15 protein-coding genes are annotated in these 14,303 nt (G+C 70.2%); 2 read left to right on the top strand and 13 right to left on the bottom strand.

Annotation, left to right across the window (positions count from 1 at the left end):
* Nucleotides 1–3: 3 nt before the first annotated feature.
* The 10 genes from gspE to gspG form a co-directional block, all read right to left on the bottom strand.
* Nucleotides 4–1,425: a type II secretion system ATPase GspE gene (gene gspE / locus HZ992_RS17345; RefSeq protein WP_209383073.1), complete on the bottom strand. Its 1,422-nt coding sequence runs from the start codon at nt 1,423–1,425 to the stop codon at nt 4–6.
* A 10-nt stretch (nt 1,426–1,435) separates the two neighbouring features.
* Nucleotides 1,436–3,562 carry a type II secretion system secretin GspD gene (gene gspD / locus HZ992_RS17340; RefSeq protein ID WP_371816747.1) on the bottom strand — a complete coding sequence of 709 codons (2,127 nt, stop codon included), beginning with the start codon at nt 3,560–3,562 and terminating at the stop codon, nt 1,436–1,438.
* Between the two features lie 2 nt (nt 3,563–3,564).
* Nucleotides 3,565–4,452 carry a type II secretion system protein N gene (gene gspN / locus HZ992_RS17335; RefSeq protein WP_209383071.1) on the bottom strand — a complete coding sequence of 296 codons (888 nt, stop codon included), beginning with the start codon at nt 4,450–4,452 and terminating at the stop codon, nt 3,565–3,567.
* A complete protein-coding gene (gene gspM, locus HZ992_RS17330) occupies nt 4,449–4,970 on the bottom strand; it encodes a type II secretion system protein M (protein WP_209383070.1) in 522 nt (173 codons plus the stop codon). Before gspM ends, gspN begins: the two co-directional genes overlap by 4 nt.
* The gene (gspL, locus tag HZ992_RS17325; RefSeq protein ID WP_209383069.1) at nt 4,967–6,235 is read right to left on the bottom strand and encodes a type II secretion system protein GspL; all 1,269 of its coding nucleotides are present in this window, start codon (nt 6,233–6,235) and stop codon (nt 4,967–4,969) included. The genes gspM and gspL overlap by 4 nt, the downstream gene beginning before the upstream one ends.
* Nucleotides 6,236–6,363: 128 nt before the next feature.
* The gene (gene gspK / locus HZ992_RS17320; RefSeq protein WP_209383068.1) at nt 6,364–7,311 is read right to left on the bottom strand and encodes a type II secretion system minor pseudopilin GspK; all 948 of its coding nucleotides are present in this window, start codon (nt 7,309–7,311) and stop codon (nt 6,364–6,366) included.
* A gap of 3 nt (nt 7,312–7,314) precedes the next feature.
* A complete protein-coding gene (locus HZ992_RS17315; protein ID WP_209383067.1) occupies nt 7,315–7,953 on the bottom strand; it encodes a prepilin-type N-terminal cleavage/methylation domain-containing protein in 639 nt (212 codons plus the stop codon).
* Nucleotides 7,953–8,321, bottom strand: a complete 369-nt coding sequence (gene gspI / locus HZ992_RS17310) for a type II secretion system minor pseudopilin GspI (RefSeq protein WP_209383066.1) — start codon at nt 8,319–8,321, stop codon at nt 7,953–7,955. The genes HZ992_RS17315 and gspI overlap by 1 nt, the downstream gene beginning before the upstream one ends.
* Nucleotides 8,318–8,767 (bottom strand): pilus assembly FimT family protein, encoded by a 450-nt coding sequence (locus HZ992_RS17305; protein ID WP_245213086.1) that lies wholly within the window; start codon nt 8,765–8,767, stop codon nt 8,318–8,320. Before HZ992_RS17305 ends, gspI begins: the two co-directional genes overlap by 4 nt.
* Nucleotides 8,768–8,780: 13 nt before the next feature.
* Nucleotides 8,781–9,221: a type II secretion system major pseudopilin GspG gene (gspG, locus tag HZ992_RS17300; RefSeq protein WP_209387216.1), complete on the bottom strand. Its 441-nt coding sequence runs from the start codon at nt 9,219–9,221 to the stop codon at nt 8,781–8,783.
* 134 nt (nt 9,222–9,355) lie between these two features.
* On the opposite strand from gspG, the gene HZ992_RS17295 reads away from it, so the two are divergent.
* The gene (locus HZ992_RS17295) at nt 9,356–9,949 is read left to right on the top strand and encodes a type II secretion system protein N (RefSeq protein WP_245213083.1); all 594 of its coding nucleotides are present in this window, start codon (nt 9,356–9,358) and stop codon (nt 9,947–9,949) included.
* 15 nt (nt 9,950–9,964) lie between these two features.
* Here HZ992_RS17295 and HZ992_RS17290 read toward each other — a convergent pair whose 3' ends face one another.
* Entirely contained in the window at nt 9,965–11,035 is a 1,071-nt protein-coding gene (locus HZ992_RS17290; RefSeq protein ID WP_209383063.1) for a nicotinate-nucleotide--dimethylbenzimidazole phosphoribosyltransferase, read from the bottom strand.
* Nucleotides 11,036–11,159: 124 nt separating this feature from the next.
* The gene (gene ilvA, locus HZ992_RS17285) at nt 11,160–12,728 is read right to left on the bottom strand and encodes a threonine ammonia-lyase, biosynthetic (RefSeq protein ID WP_209383062.1); all 1,569 of its coding nucleotides are present in this window, start codon (nt 12,726–12,728) and stop codon (nt 11,160–11,162) included.
* A 323-nt stretch (nt 12,729–13,051) separates the two neighbouring features.
* Here ilvA and HZ992_RS17280 point away from each other — a divergent pair, with 323 nt between their 5' ends.
* Nucleotides 13,052–13,474 carry an OsmC family protein gene (locus HZ992_RS17280; protein WP_209383061.1) on the top strand — a complete coding sequence of 141 codons (423 nt, stop codon included), beginning with the start codon at nt 13,052–13,054 and terminating at the stop codon, nt 13,472–13,474.
* Nucleotides 13,475–13,480: 6 nt separating this feature from the next.
* Here HZ992_RS17280 and coq7 read toward each other — a convergent pair whose 3' ends face one another.
* Entirely contained in the window at nt 13,481–14,098 is a 618-nt protein-coding gene (coq7, locus tag HZ992_RS17275; protein WP_209383060.1) for a 2-polyprenyl-3-methyl-6-methoxy-1,4-benzoquinone monooxygenase, read from the bottom strand.
* Nucleotides 14,099–14,303: the final 205 nt, after the last annotated feature.

Raw genomic sequence — 14,303 nt, 5'->3', positions numbered from 1 at the left:
CCGCTATTCCCTGGTCACGCGCATGACCTCTTCGGCCGAGGTGATGCCCAGCTCGACGAGGCGTTCACCATCCTCGCGCATCGAGCGCAGGCCGGCCGACTCGGCGGCGACGAACAGCTGGCTCTCCGCCGCGCGGCTGTGGATCAGCGCACGCACCTTGTCGTCGGCGACCATCAGCTCGTAGACGCCGGTGCGGCCCTTGTAGCCGCTCATGCCGCATTCCTTGCAGCCCACCGGGTGGTAGCGGCCGCGGTCGTCGACCTTCTTGCAATGCGGGCACAGCTTGCGCACCAGGCGCTGCGCGAGCACGCCGAGCAGCGAGCTCGACAGCAGGAAGGGCTCGACGCCCATGTCGGTGAGCCGGGTGACGGCCGAGGGCGCGTCGTTGGTGTGCAGCGTGGCCAGCACCAGGTGGCCGGTCAGCGAGGCCTGGATGGCGATCTGCGCGGTCTCGAAGTCGCGGATCTCGCCGATCATGATGACGTCCGGATCCTGGCGCAGGATGGCGCGCAGCGCCTTCGCGAACGTGAGGTCGATCTTCGGGTTGACCTGCGTCTGGCCGATGCCGGCGAGCTCGTACTCGACCGGGTCTTCCACCGTCAGCACGTTGGTCGTGGCGGTGTCGACGCGGCCGAGCGAGGCGTACAGCGTGGTCGTCTTGCCCGAGCCCGTCGGGCCGGTGACGAGCACGATGCCATGCGGCTGCTGGATCAGCCGGTCGAAGCGGCTCAGCACGTCGCCGTCCATGCCCAGCGACTCGAGCGAGAACTTGGCCTCGCCCTTGTCGAGCAGGCGCAGCACGGCGCGCTCGCCGTGTGCGCTGGGCAGGGTGGACACGCGAACGTCGACCGCGCGGCCGCCGATGCGCAGCGAGATGCGGCCGTCCTGCGGCAGGCGCTTCTCGGCGATGTCGAGCTCGGCCATGATCTTCAGGCGCGAGATCAGCGCGGCGTGCAGCGCGCGGTTGGGCTGCACCACCTCGCGCAGCGTGCCGTCGACGCGGAAGCGCACCGCCGAGCTGCGCTCGTAGGGCTCGATGTGGATGTCGGAGGCGCCGTCCTTCGCGGCCTGCGTGAGCAGCGCGTTGAGCATGCGGATGATTGGCGCGTCGTTGGCGGCCTCGAGCAGGTCTTCCACCGCGGGGAGGTCCTGCATCATGCGCGACAGGTCGACGGCGCTCTCGACCTCGCCGATCACCGTGGCCGCGCTCGACTCGCTGCCCGCGTAGGCGGCGGCGATGCGGCTGGCCAGCGAGGGTGCGGCCTCGCGCTCGAGCGCGTCGACGTCGTAGATGCGCAGCACTTCGGACAGCGCCGTCAGCGGCACCGATTCCGGCGCCCACAGCACGAGGCGCTCGCCGTCGTCTTCGAGCAGCAGCGTGTTCGCCTTGGCGAACTGGTAGGGCAGGGGGTGGCGCGCGCCCATGCTCGTCTCCTCAGGGCGCCGACGCGGCCGGAGCCACCGACGGCGAGCCCCGCGGCGGCAGCACGGGCGACTCGTTGATCGGCATCACCAGGCTCGGCGCAGGCTGCGCGTCCTTCTGCATGGCGCGGATGAGGTCGTAGCGGTCCAGCGACATGCGCGAGGCGGCCTCCGCGTCGCGCATGATCACCGGGCGCAGGAAGACCATCAGGTTGGTGCGCGTCTTGGTGCGCGTGGCGCTGCGGAACAGGCCGCCGACCAGCGGCAGGTCGCCCAGCAGCGGCACCTTGGTCTTGTTCTCGGTGAACTTGTCCTCGATGAGGCCGCCGAGCACCAGGATCGCGCCGTCGTCGACGACCACGGTCGATTCGATCGAGCGCTTGTCGGTCGACGGGCCGGCGTTGCTGGTGCCCGGCGCGACCTTGTCGCTGACGCTGGAGGACTCCTGGAAGATCGTCATGCGGATCGTGCCGCCTTCGCCGATCTGCGGCTTGATGCGCAGCGTGATGCCGACGTCCTTGCGCTCGATGGTCTGGAACGGGCTGGTCGTCGCGGTGCCGGTGTTGGTGAACTGGCCGGTGACGAAAGGCACGTTGCTGCCGACGATGATCTTCGCTTCCTCGTTGTCGAGCGTGATCAGGTTCGGTGTCGAGACGATGTTGGTGTTGGTCTGGCTCTGCAGCAGGCGCGCCACCGCGGCCAGTGCGTAGGTGCCGCCGTAGTTCTTCAGCAGCGCGATGTTCAGGCCCTGGCTGGGCGCGGTGAGCGTGCCGCCGGCAAGCGCGCCGGACAGCGAGACGATGTTGTTGCTCGACGAGTTGGCGGCGTTGAAATTGGTGCCGGCGGCCACGCCGTACTTGTCGCCGCTGCTGCCCAGCAGCCCCTGCCACTGGAAGCCGAAGTCGGCGGCGTTGTCGCCCGACACCTCGACGATCATGCTCTCGATGTAGACCTGTGCACGGCGCGAGTCGAGTTGCTCGATCATCGCGCGCAGCTGCCGGTACATCGGCTCCGCGGCGGTGATGATCAGCGAGTTGGTCGACGGGTCGGCCTGGATGAAGCCGCCGGTGGACGGGCCGGCGCTGGCGCTCACCGGCGCGGTGGCCTGCGGCGAGGCGCCGCCGGCGGTCACGGCGGGCTGCGTGGCCGGGGTGGCCTGCGTGGGTGAGGTCGACGTCGATCCACCGCCGCCGCTGCCGGCGACGGCGGCACGCAGTACCTGCGCCAGCTTGGTGGCGTCGGCATTCTTCAGGTGCACGACCCAGACGTTGCCTGCCGCGGCCGAGCCCTGCATCGGCTGGTCCAGCCGCTCCACCAGCGAGCGGATGCTGGCCATGCGCGCCGGGCTGCCGGCCTTGACCAGCAGGCTGTTGTTGCGCGAGTCGGCGATCACCGAACTGGTGGCTCCGCCGGCGGGGGCGCCCGGCACGGCGGCCGTGCCGGTCGAATCGGACAGGCGCTGCACGATCGGCGCGAGGTCGGCCGCGACGGCATTGCGCAGCGGGATCACCTCCACTTCGCCGGCGGCCGGGGTGTCCATGGCCGCGATGATCTTGCCGATGCGCTGCAGGTTGTCGGCGTAGTCGGTGATGACCAGCGAGTTGTTGCCCGGGTTGGCGTTGATGGTGTTGTTCGGGCTGATCAGCGGGCGAAGCACCGGCACGAGGTTGTTGGCGTTCTCGTGGTTGAGCTTGAACACCTGCGTGAGGATCTGGTCGCCGCGGCGGCCGGTCTCGCCCACCGCCACCGTGCCGGACTGCAGCTTGGCGTCGGCCTCGGGCACCACCTTGAACAGGCCGCCGACCTCGACCACCGTGAAGCCCAGGCCGCGCAGCGCGGCCAGGTAGTTCAGGTAGGCCTCGCGCGGCGAGATCGGCTGCTCGCTGAACAGCGTGACCGTGCCCTTGACGCGCGGGTCGACGATGAACTGCTGCTTGAGGATCGCGCCCATCGCGCGCGACACCGCCTCGATGTCGGCGTTGACGAAGTTCAGCGTCACCGGCTCGCCGGAGAAACGCGCCTTCGGCGATTGCGCGAAGGCGGCAGGTGGCGGCACGAGCGCGGCGCACAGCAGCGTGGCGGCCAGCGTGGCCGGCCAGACACGGCGCGAGAGAGGGCCCGAAGGCAGGAGTGGCTTCATGCTCATCCGATCGAAATGACGGACCGTGCGCCGTCGCGCCGCCCGATGATGTTCAGCAGGTTGGTCAACGGGGCTTCTTCGCCGGCCGCCGCGCGGGCCTCGCCGCGAAAGCGCACGCCGGTCGGGCCGATGCTGCCGTTGCCCGAGAGTTGCAGCGCACCCTGCTGCGTCGACAGCGTGAGCTGCGACGCACCGTTGCCGGTGGGGTCGGCCGCCACCGTCAGGCGGTAGCTGCCCAGCGTGTCGAGCGTCGACAGGCGCGAGGAGACGTCGAGCAGGTCCACGTCGGCGCGGCCGGCCAGGCGCCAGCGGCCCTGCACCGACTCCACCGTCAGGCCGGGCGAGGCCAGGCGCACCGAGCCGCCCATCTGCATCGTGTTCCAGGGCGTGCCCAGGCCGCCGAGCCAGGCGCTGGGCCATTGCCCGATCCAGCCCGGGTTGGAGGCCAGCGTCACGGCGACGCGGCCCAGGCCCGGGCGCAGCGTCAGCGAAGTGGTGCCGTTCAGGCAGCAGGCGTGGCGGGCGCGCAGTTCGAGGCCGAGGCCCTTGAGTCCCACCGTCCAGTCAAGCCGGCCGGGCAGGGCGCTGGCATCGCGGCTGCCGGGCCCGCCGGTGAGCACGACGACGGCGCTGCCGCTCCACACCGTGCCGCGCGCATCGGCCAGCAGCAGGTGCTGGCCGGTGGCCGAGGCGATTGCGCTGGCCAGCCAGGCGGCCGGTGCGAACACGACCACGCCGATCAGCAGGCCGACGAAGGCGCCGAACACGGCCCAGCGGGTGGCCGCGCCGCGCGATTTGTCCCAGGCGATCTCGGCGAAGGTCGATTCGCCCCAGCCGGTGGCGGCCGCGGTGTTCGACCAGGGCCGCGGCTTGCGGCGCCGGCCGATCATGGCGTGCCTCCGGTTCCCAGGCTCACGGCGAGTGTGCCGGTGTAGCCCTGCGGGCCGCGCGTCAGCTGGGCCTCGACCGGCCGCGCGCGCGCGGCGCTTCGGGCCTCGAGCAGCCAGCCGCGCAGACCCTCGGGAGACACGCCGTTGAGCGTGAGCGACGCTCGCTCGCCCTGCAGAGACAGGCGGGCCTTGTCGCCGAGCCGGTCCGTGGCCGATTTCAGCGCCGCCGCGGCCTGTGCCTGAGACACCGGGGCGACGCCGCGCAGGCTCTGGCTCTCGGCGGCCAGGCGCTGCATCTGCTGCAGTTGCGCGTCGAGCTGGTCGAGCTGCGCCGGCGTGTCGCGCAGCGTGCGCCAGGCCGGCTGCACGAAGAGCAGCCAGACCAGCAACACACCCACGGCGACGCCAGCGGCGCCGAGCGCCAGACGTTCGCGCGGTGCTCGGCTGCGCCAATAGCCGCGGCTGCGTTCGCGCCACTGCGTCAGCGCGGGGGGAAGGGCGAGTGCCTTGGTGCTCATGAACGGGTTCCCGGGCGGGCGCGCGACATCACGAGCTGCGTGCCGTTGGCATCGACCTGCCAGCCCGATGTCTGCAGCATGCCGCGGAACTGAGCGATCTGCGGCTCGGTCCAGCCGGCGGCGCCGAGCGTGAGCCGGCCTGTCTCGTAGCGCAGCATCTCGGCCGGCGGCCGGTCGGTCGGCCAGGCGGCCGCGGCGGCCATCAGCATCGGCTCGAGGTCGGCATCGCCGGCCTTGCCGGCCACGGCGCGCAGCGTCTGCACCTCGCGCTGCATCACGGCGGCGGCGTCACGCTGGATGTCGAGGTCGCTGACGCGCGGGAACGCGGCGCGCACCACGCCTTGCAGCGCCACCTTGCGCGCCTCGATCGTGCTGCGCTGGTGCCAGGCCCACAGGTTCAGCCCGACGATCTGCGCGACCACCAGCGCCACCAGGCCCAGGCGCACCGGGCGCCACTGCGGGCTGGCCAGGCGGCGCAGGCCGTCGCGCAGCGCGCGGGCACCGCGGGTGCGCTGCGCGAGGTCGAACTGGCGCAGGTTCCACAGGCTGCGCGCAGCTTGCAGCGCGCGTTCGGGGCGCGCCATCACGTTGACCGGCATGCCCAGCCATTGTTCGGCCGATGCGGCCGCGCCTGGCGTGGCGCTCCAGCGTGTACCTGCCGGCGCGGGCCGCGGAATCAGCGCGCGAGGCAGGCCGCCCTGCAGCCGGATGCTGGCCACGCCGTCGGCATGGGCCCAATGCAGCATCACGCCCTGGTCGGGGCCGGCGGCCGTGGTGCGCGTCTCGGCGAAGTGGCCGCTGGGCGGATCGTCGGGCCACGACGAAGGCACGATGCGGTCGACGAAGACATCGGCCTTCTCGAGCACGGCGAGTTCGGCGCGCAGCCAGCGGCGGTCGACGGCGGCCACCCAGGTGGGTTGACCGGCGGTGGCGTCGGGCGCCACGGCCAGGTGCACCTCGTCGGCGTCATCGAGCAGCGATTCCTCGAGCACGCCCACCAGCGCGGCGCGCAGGCGCGCCGCCGGTGCCTTGGGCAGGGTGATGCGGTGCCAGCTCACGTCGGTGTCGGCGAGCATCGCCACCACCGTGCTGGCCTTGGGCAGCAGCGCCGCGCTGCACTCGCCTTGCGCGCTCATCACCAGGCCGTCGGGGCTGCTGACGTAGGCGTATTCGGTGCCCAGGCCCGAGACCGGCGTCTGCGCGTCGGGGCCGCCGCGCGCACTCAGGCGCTGGCGTTCGGGAATCTGGATGACGAGGATGGACATGGCGTGCGGGTCACGGGGCTGGCGGCATTGTAGGCAGGACCAATCTACAAACCTTCACAAATCAACGACTTAGGCCATGCCGTTGTAGCGCGGCCAGGACCATGTGCACCATCGGGCCCGACCCGCGATCACGAGCGGACACCCTCGCGCGTGGATACCTGCTCGCGCTGCAGCACCAGCATGTCCAGCCCGCGGCGCTCGACCAGCGAGCGCTGCTCGAGCATGCGGTCTTCCAGACGCAGCCGACCGCGCACCTCGAAGTAGCTCGACGTCACCGCGAGCTGCTGCGGGTTCAGCGGGCCGAGCCCGGGCACCTGGGTCTCGACCGAGCCGAGCGTCTTGAAGGGATCGCGCTGGCGCATCTGCACCAGCCGCTCCGCCGTGGCCAGGTCCATGCCCTTGACGACCGACGCCAGCACCTCGCGCGACGCCGTGTTCACGTTCACCGGCGTTCGCACCGGCAGCAGGGTCACGTAGGGCTGGAGCAGCGTGATGGTGCCGGCGTCGATGCCCAGCCAGGTGAGCTGCGCCACGCTGCGCGGCAGCAGCGGCGAGCTGCCGCCCTGCGTGGGCGGCGTGCGGGCGTCGCGCAGGCCGCTGGCGATGCGCGCGGCGACGTCGGTGGAGACCCCGACCGTCTGGCACAGGCGCTCGAGTGCCTCCAGTTCGGCCGCCAGGGTCTTGCCGTTGTTGTCGACCAGGTTGGCGAGGTTGTAGCGCGCCTGTTCGTCGGCAATGCTGCCGGAGAGGAAGGCGTCGGGCGCGTCGTCGGTGTTGCTCTTGTCGACGGCCAGGAAGGTCGACAGGCGTGCCTCGGCCAGCGGCGTGGCCCAGGGTTCGGTGAGGGCGGTGGGCCGGCCGGAGCGGGCGTCTTCGCGCAGGATCAGGCGTGCCCAGTCGAGCGCCCCGTTGAGGATCCAGGCCGACTGCATGCGCGCACGCTCGGCCGCCTCGACCTGCACGGCGCGCCATTGCTGCCAGACCATCGACGCAGCGAGCGTGACCACCAGCGTGACGATGATCAGCGCCGTGAGCAGTGCCGCGCCACGTTCTCGCTGGGGAGCGTGCCGCTTCATGGCTCAGGGCCCCAGCAGGGAATCACGGGTCAGCGTACCGTTCAGCCCGCTGCCCGCTGCGAAGGTCAGCACGACCCGAACCCCCGAAGGCAGCGCCTGCCGCGGCGCGGCCGCACTGGCCGCCGCGGCAGGTGCCGGCACGGCCACGTTGCCGGTGGACTGCGCGTTGCTCCAGGAATTGCCCTGGAAGAAGTACACCTGCCACTGCGACAAGCCTTCGAGCGTTCGCAGCTGCCCCGGCTCGCCGCCCTGCAGCTGCTGGCTGGTGAACCAGCTGTCCTGCAGCGCGGCGCTGCCGGTGACCGCCGGGCTGGCCCAGCGCTCCCAGGCATTGGCCGTGCCCTGCGGCCGCATCGACCAGACGACCACCTGCACGCCGTCGGGCACGCTGCGCGTCATGCGCAGCGTGGCGCCGTCGAACACCAGCGGCGGCACGGCGCCGGTGTCCTGCACCGCGGCGAGGTCGGTCTGCCACTGCGCCAGCACGGTGTTCAGGCGCAGCGTCTGCTCGAGCTGCTTCTGGCTGGCGTCGCGCGTGCGCACGATTCCGTCCACGCCCTGCCAGGCCATGCCCGCCATCAGCGCCATGATGACCAGCGCCACCAGCACCTCGACCAGCGTGAAGCCGCGCGACCTGTCCATCAGTAGCGGCCGAGGATGGTGGACAAGGTCAGCACCGGCTCGCCAGCGTCGTTGGCGATCTGCGCATCGACCCGGCGGAAGTTCGGGTTGGGTGTGGGCCGGATGATCAGCTTGCCCTGGAAGTTGCGGCCGAGCTGCTCGCAGCCGAAGTCGCCATCGCCCACGCTGGGAAACTGCTTGGCCAGCCGCAGCCCGGTGAGCTGGTTGTCGGCACACCATTGCGCGGCAGTCACGTCGGCCAGCCGCTGCGCGTTGCCGGTCAGCGCGCCGGCGGCCTTGATGCCCGCGCCCAATGTCACCGCCACGATGGTCAGGGCGACCAGAACCTCGATCAGCGTGAAGCCGTGTTCGCGGTCTCTGCGGGTCACGGCGCGGCCTCGCTGTCGGCCACCGTGAAGGGGCCGAGGCCGTCGGTGGCGAGTGTCAAACGCTGCGCGTCCAGCCGCAGCACGATGCGCTGGCGGCCGATGAGCGGCTCGGGGCCCAGCACCACCGCACGCGCGCCGACCACCTCGGCGCTGACGCCTTCGCCGAGCCAGCGGCTGGGCAGGTCGGAGGACTCGGGCAGGCCGATGAAGCGAAAGCCCGGCGTGTCGGCCTGCTCGGCGCGCGGCTCCCAGCGCGCCGCGAGCCCGGAGGCGCGGGCCTCGGCGCGCGCCGATTCGAGCAGCGCGGCCAGGCGCGCGGCCTCGTGCTCGAGTCGTGTGCTGGCCGGGTCGCGCATGGCCAGGCTCACCACGCTGCTGGCGATGGCGATCAGCGCCACCACGACCAGCAGTTCGATCAGCGTGAAGCCGGCTTGTCGCGCTCGCACGCAGGCTCCGTTGTCACTGCCAGGAACCGATCTCGGCGTCCTTGCCGTCGCCGCCGAGTACGCCATCGGCGCCGAAGCTGAACACGTCGATGTCACCCTTCAGCCCCGGGCTGGCGTACTGGTAGGGGCGGCCCCAGGGATCGTTGGGCAACTTCTCCAGGTAGGGCTTCCAGTTCGGCGGGATGGCCCCGGCGGTCGGCTTGACCACCAGCGCCTGCAGGCCCTGCTCGCTGGTCGGGTAGCGCTGGTTGTCGAGGCGATAGAGCTTGAGGGCCTGCATCAGGTTGTTGACGTCGGTGCGCGCCGCGGTGACGCGCGCGTCGTCGGCGCGGTCGAGCACGTTGGGGACGATCAGCGCCGCCAGCACGCCGATGATCACCAGCACCACCATCAGTTCGATCAGCGTGAAACCGCGCGCCATGCGCGGCCGGATGTGTTGCACGGAAGAAGACATCATGAAACGACCCGCCGGAGCAGGGACGTGGTGTTGCAGACCCGGTCGATCATAATCCCCGCATGTTGGCAAGACTCACCGCCTTCGTCGTCTGGGCCCTGGTGGCGGCGACCGCCGTCTTCTGGGGGCTGCGCATGCTCGTGCGTCCCCAGCCGGCGCCCGCGTATGCCGTGGCTGTCGGCGAATCGGTCGCGATGCGCGGTGACCTGTCGCGCATTCTTGGCGCCACTGCCTCGGCGGCAGCGGAAAAGGCCGCGCCGGCCCCCGAACTGGCGTCGCGCTTCAAGCTGCTGGGTGTGATGGCCGGCAAACAATCCAGCGGTTCCGGCTTCGCTCTGATTGCCGTCGATGCCAAGCCGGCACGTGCCTACCCGGTGGGCGCCCGCGTCGACGGCGAGATGGTTCTGCAGGCCGTCAGCCTGCGCACCGCCTCGATCGGGCCATCGCAAGGCAGCCCTGCAGTGACGCTCGAGGTGCCCATGCTGCCCGCGCCGGCCACCGGAACGCTTCCCTCCGCGGGCGACGGCGTGAAGTTCGGAGCTGCGGCCTTGCCGCCTCCGGCCCCCGCACCGATGGTCGCACCGCCACCCGCGCCGCTTCCCTTGCCGGCGCCGGTGGCGGGCCGGCCCGCCCTTCCGGGCGCGCCATCGAGCCTGCCCGACCAGGCACCGTTGCCGACGGTATTGCCGGGCGGCGGCTCGCGCGTGCCGGGGCTGAATAACCGCTGACGCCGGGCCGGACGCTCAGGGCGCGGAAGCGCCGGTGGCCATGTTCATCGGCATCGGCTGCGACGGTCCGGGGTCCTCGCCCTCAGCCACCTCGGTCAGCAAGGCGGCGGCACTGCGCACCAGCGGCCAGGCCAGTGTGGCACCGGTGCCGTCGGTGCTTTCCATGCCCAACTCCAGCAGCGCCGTGGCCTGGAACAGTGACAGCGCGCGGTCGAGTCCGTGGTGGTTGTGGCTGCGGCAGTAGACGCAATAGTCGGTGACGGCCGGAGCGATGCGTGACGCCACCATCAGCGCGGCGCAGGCCGTCATGCCGTCCGCGATCACCAGGTGCCGCTTGCTGCCGGCAACGAGCATCACGCCGACCATCATGGCCATCTCGAAGCCACCGAAGGAAGCCAGCACCTCGACCGGGTCCTGCGCGTCCTTGTGGCGTGTCTGCGCGCCCTGCAAGACGTTGACGAGGTGATTCAGGTCCTCGGGTCGCATGCTGGGGCCGGACATCAGCAGGTCACGCAAGTTGGCGTCGGCCAGCCGCGACAGCACGAGCGCCGCGCTCTCGTGCGCTCCGACACCGATGCCGGCGCAGGCGATCACATTGCCCGGCAGCGAATCGGCGATCTCCATGCCGGCGCGGATCGCCGCGTGGGCCTGGTCGAGCGACATGGCCATCGTGGCGCGCGAGCTCCGCGTGCCGTGGGCGATCTTGCGCGCCAGCAGGCGGGCGTGCGGCGCCACCGGCTCGGCCACGCCGCAGTCGACCACCGACAACTCGAGGCCCTGGATGCGGGCGAAAACCGACACGGGCAGCTGCGAGCCGAGAAGGCGTGCCACCAGCTTGGCTGTCGAGGCGCGCCCCGGGATGCCGATGCCATCGACCGCCAGGCCATGGTCGGAAGCGAAAAGCACGATCTGCGGGGAGCGGAAACGCGGCTTCAGCGTGTTCTGGATCAGGCCCAGGCGGATGGCCAGCGGTTCGAGTTCGCCCAGGCTGCCGGTCGTCTCGCTGCGCCGCTGCAGCTTCTCGCGCAGGGCCTGCTCGAGCAGCGGATTGGCCGTGGGGGTGATCAGGGATCGATTGACCGACATGGTGATGCGAAACGGGCGAGGGTGACTCGCAATGGGCGGCTCAAGCACAAATCACGCCGCGGCGGCCGCATTGTGCGGCGCGGTGCACGGCCGCGCAATCGGGCGCGCACCCGGCTTCGACGCCTCAGCGCAGGAACATCCGGTAGACCGGGTTGTCCGTCTCGTCCTCGCAGGGGTAGGCCAGCGTTTCGAGGAACTCCCGGAAGGCCTTCTTGTCGGCCCGGGGTACCTGGATCCCCACCAGGATGCGGCCATAGTCCGCGCCCTGGTTTCGATAGTGGAACAGACTGATGTTCCACCCTGGATGCATGCTCGACAGGAAGCGCATCAGCGCGCCGGGTCGTTCCGGGAAGATGAATCGATACAGGCGTTCGTCCTGAGCCAGTTCGCTGCGGCCACCCACCATGTGGCGAACGTGCTGCTTGGCCAGTTCGTCGTCGGTCAGGTCCAGGGCTTCGAAGCCGTGCCGCGCGAAGTTGCGGCCGAGCTTGTCGGCTTCTTCGCGGTTGGCGATGGCCACGCCCACGAACACGTGCGCCTGCTTCGAGTCGGAGATACGGTAATTGAACTCGGTGACCGCGCGCGGGCCGATCAACTCGCAGAAGCGCTTGAAGCTGCCTCGCTCCTCGGGGATCGTCACGGCGAACAAGGCCTCACGCTGCTCGCCGACTTCGGCGCGCTCGGCCACGAAGCGCAGCCGGTCGAAGTTCATGTTCGCGCCGCAGGTGATGGACACGAAAGTCCGGCCCTTGAGCTTGTGCCGATCGGCGTATTGCTTGACGGCTGCAACGCCCATGGCGCCGGCGGGCTCGAGGATGCTTCGCGTGTCCTGGAAGACGTCCTTGATCGCCGCGCAGACGGCGTCGGTGTCCACGACCACGAACTCGTCCACGAGTTCTCGCGCGAGCCGGAACGTCTCTTCGCCGACCAGCTTCACGGCCGTGCCGTCGGAGAACAGGCCCACGTCCGCCAGCGTCACGCGCTTGCCCGCCTTCACCGAACGCAGCATGGCGTCGGAGTCGTTCATCTGCACGCCGATGACCTTGATCTCCGGACGAACCGACTTGATGTAAGCAGCCACTCCTGAGACGAGGCCGCCGCCGCCGATGGCCACGAACACGGCGTCGATCGGACCCTGGTGCTGTCGGAGGATCTCCATGCCGATCGTGCCCTGACCGGCGATGACGTCGGGATCGTCGAACGGATGCACGAAGGTCAGGCCCTGCTCGCGCTCCAGTTCGGTCGCGTGCAGGTAGGCATCCGAGTAACTCTCGCCGTGCAGCACCACGTCGCCGCCGAGCGCGCGCACCGCGTCGATCTTCAGCTTGGGCGTGGTCACCGGCATGACGACGAGCGCGCGGCAGCCAAGTTGCCGTGCCCCGAGCGCGACGCCCTGGGCGTGATTGCCGGCCGAAGCGCAGATCACGCCGCGCTTCAGTTGCTCGGCGCTCAGGTGGACCATCTTGTTGTAGGCTCCGCGCAGCTTGAAGCTGAACACCGGCTGGCTGTCTTCGCGCTTGAGGAAGACCTGATTGCCGACCCGGCGCGACAGGCTGCGTGCCAGTTCCAGCGGCGTCTCGTGGGCGACGTCGTAGACACGCGCCGTGAGGATCTTCTGCAGATAGTCGGCCAGGGTCAGTGCTGCCGGCGCGGTCTTCTTCTTGTTCTCGGAGCTGCGGCGTTTGCCGGGCATGGTCGCTCTCCAGGTGGGCGTTTGCGGCGCCGCATCATACCGTCGAGGGGTGGCACGCCCCACCCAGAAAAAAGCCCAAGGCATTGCTGCCTTGGGCTGAATCCACCAATGGAGGAGGTGGAGGAGACAAACGGAACAGTCGTCGAAAACGCGCCGAAACGAACACAAACGACGACCGTATGCGAAAGAGTGTAGGGCCTTTCATGCTGCATCGCAATATCCGCATCGCATCATCGCTAGGGAGGCCGCTCAACGAATCTGGTGACGCAGTGCACAATTCGCCGCTCGCACCGAGGGGGTGCGCGCTGGACCGAGGTTCGACCATGGAATGCACGATCAACTGGCTGGCCGACAGCGGCATGGCCTTCATCGCCGAAACCGGCAGCGGCCACGTGCTGGCAATGGACGGCGCGCCGGACGGTGGCGGCCGCAATCTGGCGCCGCGGCCTATGGAGACGGTGCTTGCCGGCACCGGTGCCTGCACGGCCTACGACGTGGTGCTGATCCTCAAGCGCGGGCGGCACGACGTGCGCGGCTGCAAGGTGAAAGTGCAGGCGCAGCGCGCCGAGACCGACCCCAAGGTGTTCACCGCCATCAACATGCACTTCACGGTCAGCGGGCGCGAGCTACCGCCGGCAGCGGTCGATCGCGCCATCCGCATGTCTCACGAGAAGTACTGTTCGGCCAGTGCCATGCTCGGCAAGACCGCGGCCTTCACGACCAGCTTCGAGATCGTCGCGGCCTGAGCGCGCTCAGATTCGGTGCGCGGTGGCGGTCATCAACCGCGCCGCTGCCCGCATCGCCCATCGCACCGGCGCCGGCAGCGGGGCCGCACCGGCGGCCGCGGCATCGTCAGCATGGCGCGCTTCGTCGTCGCGCATCTGGTCGACGATGACTCGCGAGGCCGTATCGTGGGCGGGCAGGCGCTGCAGATGGCCTTCCAGGTGCCGCTCGACCTGCCGCTCCGTCTCGACGAGGAAACCCAGGCTCACCGCATCGCCGGCACGTCCGGCGAGCAGGCCGATTGCGAAGGCTCCGCCGTACCAGAGCGGATTCAGCAGGCTCGGTCGCGCCCCGAGTTCGCCGAGGCGCTGCTGCGTCCAGGCGAGGTGATCTGTTTCTTCTCGCGCGGCACGATCGAACTGACGGCGCAGCGCTTCATCGCGCGTGGCCAGCGACTGCGCGCTGTAAAGCGCCTGGGCGCATACCTCACCGACATGGTTCACGCGCATCAGCGCGCCGGACAGCGCACGCTCATCCTCCGACAGCGCTGTCGGCTCCGCGGCCGAGCGCGGGCACGCGCGGGCGGCGTGGCTCGCACCGGAAAGGGTGCGCAGGGCGATATCGGCGGCGATCAGCAGCGAGTCCATGGGTGCGTGAGGCGTCTGGCGTGAGACGTCGAGCATACGCGCGGCGCCACCCCCGCCAGCCGTCGGGAATCTCCCGCGCCAGTCAATTCTTGGGGTTTTCCCAGGGGAGATGACGCGTTGATGACCTCGTTACGCCTCGTTGTGCTCAGGCAACAACGCAGGCGAAATACCCGTCAATCCTTTGCAAGCCCAGGAGGGCTCTGGT

Source organism: Rhizobacter sp. AJA081-3 (assembly GCF_017795745.1).
Lineage (GTDB): Bacteria > Pseudomonadota > Gammaproteobacteria > Burkholderiales > Burkholderiaceae_C > Piscinibacter.
Note: the sequence above shows the minus strand (reverse complement) of the source record. Positions and strands in the feature narration are given on the sequence as shown.

Excerpts from the sequence above, each read along its gene's own strand:
- gspL (WP_209383069.1), bottom strand. The coding sequence starts at position 6,235 with ATGTCCATCCTCGTCATCCAGATTCCCGAACGCCAGCGCCTGAGTGCG.
- HZ992_RS17280 (WP_209383061.1), top strand. The coding sequence starts at position 13,052 with ATGGAATGCACGATCAACTGGCTGGCCGACAGCGGCATGGCCTTCATC.
- HZ992_RS17315 (WP_209383067.1), bottom strand. The coding sequence starts at position 7,953 with ATGGACAGGTCGCGCGGCTTCACGCTGGTCGAGGTGCTGGTGGCGCTG.
- gspE (WP_209383073.1), bottom strand. The coding sequence starts at position 1,425 with ATGGGCGCGCGCCACCCCCTGCCCTACCAGTTCGCCAAGGCGAACACG.
- HZ992_RS17295 (WP_245213083.1), top strand. The coding sequence starts at position 9,356 with ATGCTCGTGCGTCCCCAGCCGGCGCCCGCGTATGCCGTGGCTGTCGGC.
- gspM (WP_209383070.1), bottom strand. The coding sequence starts at position 4,970 with ATGAGCACCAAGGCACTCGCCCTTCCCCCCGCGCTGACGCAGTGGCGC.
- HZ992_RS17290 (WP_209383063.1), bottom strand. The coding sequence starts at position 11,035 with ATGTCGGTCAATCGATCCCTGATCACCCCCACGGCCAATCCGCTGCTC.
- ilvA (WP_209383062.1), bottom strand. The coding sequence starts at position 12,728 with ATGCCCGGCAAACGCCGCAGCTCCGAGAACAAGAAGAAGACCGCGCCG.
- gspK (WP_209383068.1), bottom strand. The coding sequence starts at position 7,311 with ATGAAGCGGCACGCTCCCCAGCGAGAACGTGGCGCGGCACTGCTCACG.
- coq7 (WP_209383060.1), bottom strand. The coding sequence starts at position 14,098 with ATGGACTCGCTGCTGATCGCCGCCGATATCGCCCTGCGCACCCTTTCC.
- gspD (WP_371816747.1), bottom strand. The coding sequence starts at position 3,562 with ATGAAGCCACTCCTGCCTTCGGGCCCTCTCTCGCGCCGTGTCTGGCCG.
- gspG (WP_209387216.1), bottom strand. The coding sequence starts at position 9,221 with ATGTCTTCTTCCGTGCAACACATCCGGCCGCGCATGGCGCGCGGTTTC.
- gspN (WP_209383071.1), bottom strand. The coding sequence starts at position 4,452 with ATGATCGGCCGGCGCCGCAAGCCGCGGCCCTGGTCGAACACCGCGGCC.